The following is a 4,448-nucleotide window of genomic DNA, read 5'->3' on the forward strand; positions in this document are numbered from 1 at the left end:
GTTGGTTCACATTTTCAATGACGGAGGGACGGGCCAAGTGAGTCGGATCACTCAAATATTAGAGTGGCTAAATTACCTTGATCCTAACTCGTTCGCGGCGTCAAGACGCTGCTCTTCGTTTAACATCTGGTAATAGCGCTAACAGGGCGGTATAGCTGCGATTTCACATACAACCTCATTGGGAGAGAACAGATGAGCGAATGGCAGAAATCGGACTGGCGCAACAAGCCACGGGTCCAAATGCCGGATTATACCGATGCGGCGGCACTGGCCTCTGTTGAAGGTCAGCTCTCTGCTTATCCACCCTTGGTATTTGCAGGCGAAGCGCGGAAATTGAAAGCTCAGCTTGGTGCGGCCGCACGCGGCGAAGCGTTTTTGCTTCAGGGCGGCGATTGCGCAGAAAGCTTTGAGCAATTCAGCGCAGATGGCATCCGCGATACGTTCAAAGTGATGCTGCAAATGGCGATGGTTCTGACCTATGGCGCAAAGGTGCCTGTGGTCAAAGTTGGCCGTATGGCGGGTCAATTCGCTAAACCACGCTCTGCGAACACAGAAACAGTAGATGGCATCGAGCTGCCGAGCTACCGTGGTGACATCATCAACGAACTCGCCTTCACACCAGAAGCGCGTATTCCTGATCCAAAGAAGATGCTTCAGGCTTACACACAAGCCGCCGCAACTCTGAACCTGCTGCGCGCCTTTTCAACAGGCGGTTATGCAGACGTGCATGAGGTCCATTCCTGGACACTTGGCTTCACCGAAGGTGAGCAAGCCGCAGAATACCGTGAAATGGCAAACCGCATTGGCGATACGCTTGATTTCATGACAGCGGCGGGCCTCAATAGCGATCAAGAACCAAACTTGAAAACTGTTGATTTCTACACGTCTCATGAATCGCTTTTGCTCGAGTATGAAGAAGCGCTGACGCGTTTGGACAGCACATCCGGCAAATGGCTGGCTGGCTCCGGTCACATGATCTGGATCGGTGATCGCACCCGTCAGCCAGACGGCGCGCATGTTGAATTCGCACGCGGCGTTCAAAACCCGATTGGTCTGAAATGTGGTCCAACAACCACGGCGGATGACTTGAAGGTTCTGATGAACAAGCTGAACCCTGAAAACGAGCAGGGCCGTCTCACACTGATCGCGCGCTTTGGCGCCGGTAATGTCGCCGAGCATCTGCCACGTTTGATCAAAGCGGTTCGTGAAGAAGGCGCAGAGGTTCTTTGGACCTGTGATCCAATGCACGGCAACACGATCAAATCGTCCACTGGCTATAAAACGCGCCCATTTGACAGCGTTCTACGCGAAGTGCGTGAGTTCTTTGGTGTGCACAGCGCCGAAGGCACGATCCCGGGCGGCGTTCACTTTGAAATGACAGGCCAAGACGTGACCGAATGCACAGGCGGTGTTCGCGCTGTAAGCGATGAAGACTTGTCTGATCGTTACCACACAGCTTGTGATCCACGCTTGAACGCAAGCCAATCTTTGGAACTCGCTTTCCTCGTTGCAGAAGAATTGTCTGCGCGCCGTGGAACGGCACAGGCCAAAGCCGTATAATTTCGGCCTTGAAAACAGCAAAGAAAAGGACGCTCTGGCATATCAGAGCGTCCTTTTTTACATGTGTCGTTAGACGTTAATCGTTACAGACTACGAGGCGCAAACCGCTGGGTTTGGGGGTTTGAAGCGTGGAAGACACCGTGCGCTGGGACCGGAACACCGTTGGCTTTTCTGCGAAAGCGTAGCTCGGCTGTTCAGTGGGGCGCGTAAATTCGGGTACTTGGTTCGGGAGCGCGCGGACAGGATCACCGGTCAGATTACTGCTGCGCAGCGAAGCAACCTGAAAACGACGCGGCTTGCGGTTTAACCCTTTGGGCAGGTCAAGACAGCCGGCGATCCGGCTCACGTCACCTTCTTCGTCACTCATAGGAAGCAAAAGCATGCGTCCCTGAATGATCTTACGGGTAATGCCCACGCGCGCGGTCAATTCGAGAACAACCATAGATGGATTGTTGAAGATTTCCGTCGTCGCCTCTGCGATGACATCTCTGGCCTCAGGATCAAAGAACGACGTCAACGGCATGCCGCGCACGTCCATGCCGAGCACATCATTCATAACAGTGCCTGCAACGCGGATGCGGGCAACGCGCGGTGCGATTTTTTCAGCGATAAATGTGTTGGAAAGGGTGGAGGCAACCCCGCGAGGATCAAATTCATTCCGTGTCGGCATGATGCGTGCGCCGCGCAGTGCGTCCCAATAGGCATGTAAATCGCGGCACCCTGGGAAATTAGCCAAGGGGGCGTTTCGCATGATAGATACCACGTTAGAAGTACCTGCATCTGTGTGATCGAGGATTAAATCTTTGGACACGTCGGCTACCTTTACACGTTTCAAACTTTTGCTTCGGAGCAGCGGGTTTGAGCAGTTGATTAAACTTATCGGAACTTTTGTTACTGAAACCTTAATAGAATGGTTTCTTTGAAAAATTGAGACAATTCTATCTTATTGGTTAATCGCGCGAAGCAGGCTTTGCAGGTTTACGCCGCGAATTATGCTGGCAAAACTTGCACGTAGAGGTGCATTTGGCTTAGGAGCAAAGGGCAACAAAAGAGAGGCACTTGCATGCTCACATCCATGACAGGGTTCGCGGCCCGCACTGGTCGCGCTGACGGTTTTTCCTGGGGCTGGGAGCTACGGGCTGTCAACGGCAAGGGCTTTGATCTACGGTTTCGCATGCCCGATTGGCTTGGCGCGCTTGAGGCAGATATCCGCAAACAGGTCACAGCCAGCGGCGTCGCACGCGGATCTATTTCGCTGAATTTGCGTATTGCCCGTGAAGCCGGTGAAAACGCTGTTGAAATCAACGAAGATGCGCTGAACCGTGTGCTTGAGGCCATCGCGCAAATTGAAGATCGGGCAGGGGCGCAAGGCGTGAACCTGACCCCAGCCAGCGCAAGCGATGTGATGAACTTTCGCGGCGTGATGGATGCCCCGCAAAACCGCGAAGCGAGCGAAGAGTTGCTCGACGCCTTGCGCGCGGACATTGCCCCACTTCTCGAAAGCTTCAATGCCATGCGCGCGGCTGAAGGCGCATCGCTGCATGCGGTGCTTACGCGCCAATTGGATGAAATCGAAACACTGACACAATCCGCGCAGGGCCTTCTTGGGGAACGCTCTGACGATATGAAGCGTAACTTCGAAGCGGCTATTGCCCGCGTGATGGAAAGCCGCGCCGAGATGGACGAGGCCCGCATGGCGCAAGAAATTGCTGTGCTGGCTGTGAAATCCGATGTCACAGAAGAAATCGACCGCCTGCATGCGCATATCAGCGCGGCGCGTGATTTGGTCGCGAGCGGTGAGCCTTCTGGTCGTAAACTCGACTTTCTGTGCCAAGAATTTAATCGTGAAGCCAATACTCTTTGCTCAAAAGCGCAAAATGCAGGGCTGACGGAAATTGGTCTGGCGCTCAAAGTCCTGATCGATCAAATGCGCGAACAAGTGCAGAATGTGGAGTAACTCATGAGCGATCGTCGCGGCCTTCTCATCATCCTGTCCTCGCCCTCTGGCGCGGGCAAATCCACGCTCGCAGGGCGCTTGCGCGCTTGGGATGATAGCGTACGCTTTTCCGTTTCTGCCACGACGCGGTCCCCGCGCGAGGGTGAAGTCGATGGCGAAGATTATCATTTCACCAATGAGGCTGATTTCAAAGCGGCGGTGACCGAGGGCGAGATGCTCGAACATGCTCATGTATTCGGTAACTTCTATGGTTCGCCCAAAGGTCCTGTTCAGGCTGCGATTGATGCGGGTCAAGACGTGCTCTTTGACATCGATTGGCAAGGCGCGCAGCAAATCCGTAACTCCGCGCTTGGCCAGCACACATTGTCGATCTTCCTTTTACCGCCCTCCATCACTGAGCTGCATCGCCGTTTGGTGAGCCGCGCAAAGGACAGCGAAGAAATCATTGAGCGCCGCATGTCCAAGAGCTGGGATGAGATTTCCCACTGGGATGGCTATGATTTCGTTCTGGTCAATGACGATCTGGATGCCACGGAAGAACAACTCAAAACCATCATCACCGCCACGCGTATGCGTCGATCGCAGCAGCCGGATTTGATGGACCATGTGCGCAACCTGCAAGCCCAATTCGAGGATATTTCATGACGGTATTTTCCCTTGGTGATCTCACACCCAACATCGCAGACGACACATGGATCGCGCCGGACGCCAATGTCATCGGCAATATCGTATTGGAAGAGGCCTGTTCCGTCTGGTTCGGTTGCACCCTACGCGGTGACAACGAGCTGATCCACATTGGCGCGGGCACGAACGTTCAAGAAAACACCGTCATGCACACCGACCCGGGCTTTGGCCTTACCATTGGCGCAGGATGTACGATTGGCCACAAAGTCATGCTTCATGGCTGCACCATTGGTGAGAACACGCTGAT

At 54.1% G+C, this 4,448-nt stretch carries 5 protein-coding genes; 4 read left to right on the forward strand and 1 reads right to left on the reverse strand.

What is annotated here, in order from left to right:
- Window positions 1–192: 192 nt before the first annotated feature.
- On the forward strand, window positions 193–1,560 hold the full coding sequence (locus ABJQ89_RS02165) for a 3-deoxy-7-phosphoheptulonate synthase class II (protein ID WP_348494634.1): 1,368 nt from the start codon (window positions 193–195) through the stop codon (window positions 1,558–1,560).
- Between the two features lie 76 nt (window positions 1,561–1,636).
- Here the strand turns inward: ABJQ89_RS02165 and ABJQ89_RS02170 are convergent, their stop codons facing one another.
- Window positions 1,637–2,371 carry a PAS domain-containing protein gene (locus ABJQ89_RS02170; RefSeq protein WP_348494635.1) on the reverse strand — a complete coding sequence of 245 codons (735 nt, stop codon included), beginning with the start codon at window positions 2,369–2,371 and terminating at the stop codon, window positions 1,637–1,639.
- A 252-nt stretch (window positions 2,372–2,623) separates the two neighbouring features.
- Between ABJQ89_RS02170 and ABJQ89_RS02175 the strand changes: the two genes are divergently transcribed.
- The 3 genes from ABJQ89_RS02175 to ABJQ89_RS02185 form a co-directional block, all read left to right on the forward strand.
- Window positions 2,624–3,517: a YicC/YloC family endoribonuclease gene (locus ABJQ89_RS02175; protein ID WP_348494636.1), complete on the forward strand. Its 894-nt coding sequence runs from the start codon at window positions 2,624–2,626 to the stop codon at window positions 3,515–3,517.
- A gap of 3 nt (window positions 3,518–3,520) precedes the next feature.
- On the forward strand, window positions 3,521–4,162 hold the full coding sequence (gmk, locus tag ABJQ89_RS02180; RefSeq protein ID WP_348494637.1) for a guanylate kinase: 642 nt from the start codon (window positions 3,521–3,523) through the stop codon (window positions 4,160–4,162).
- On the forward strand, window positions 4,159–4,448 hold a 290-nt coding region (locus tag ABJQ89_RS02185), incomplete at its 3' end, for a gamma carbonic anhydrase family protein (protein WP_348494638.1). The genes gmk and ABJQ89_RS02185, both read left to right, overlap by 4 nt.

Origin of the sequence: Planktotalea sp. (assembly GCF_039984035.1) — a bacterium.
In the GTDB taxonomy this organism is placed as follows: domain Bacteria; phylum Pseudomonadota; class Alphaproteobacteria; order Rhodobacterales; family Rhodobacteraceae; genus Planktotalea.

Bases quoted from the DNA above. Each gene is read 5' to 3' on its own strand.
- gmk (WP_348494637.1), top strand. From the start codon at position 3,521: ATGAGCGATCGTCGCGGCCTTCTCATCATCCTGTCCTCGCCCTCTGGC.
- ABJQ89_RS02175 (WP_348494636.1), top strand. From the start codon at position 2,624: ATGCTCACATCCATGACAGGGTTCGCGGCCCGCACTGGTCGCGCTGAC.
- ABJQ89_RS02165 (WP_348494634.1), top strand. From the start codon at position 193: ATGAGCGAATGGCAGAAATCGGACTGGCGCAACAAGCCACGGGTCCAA.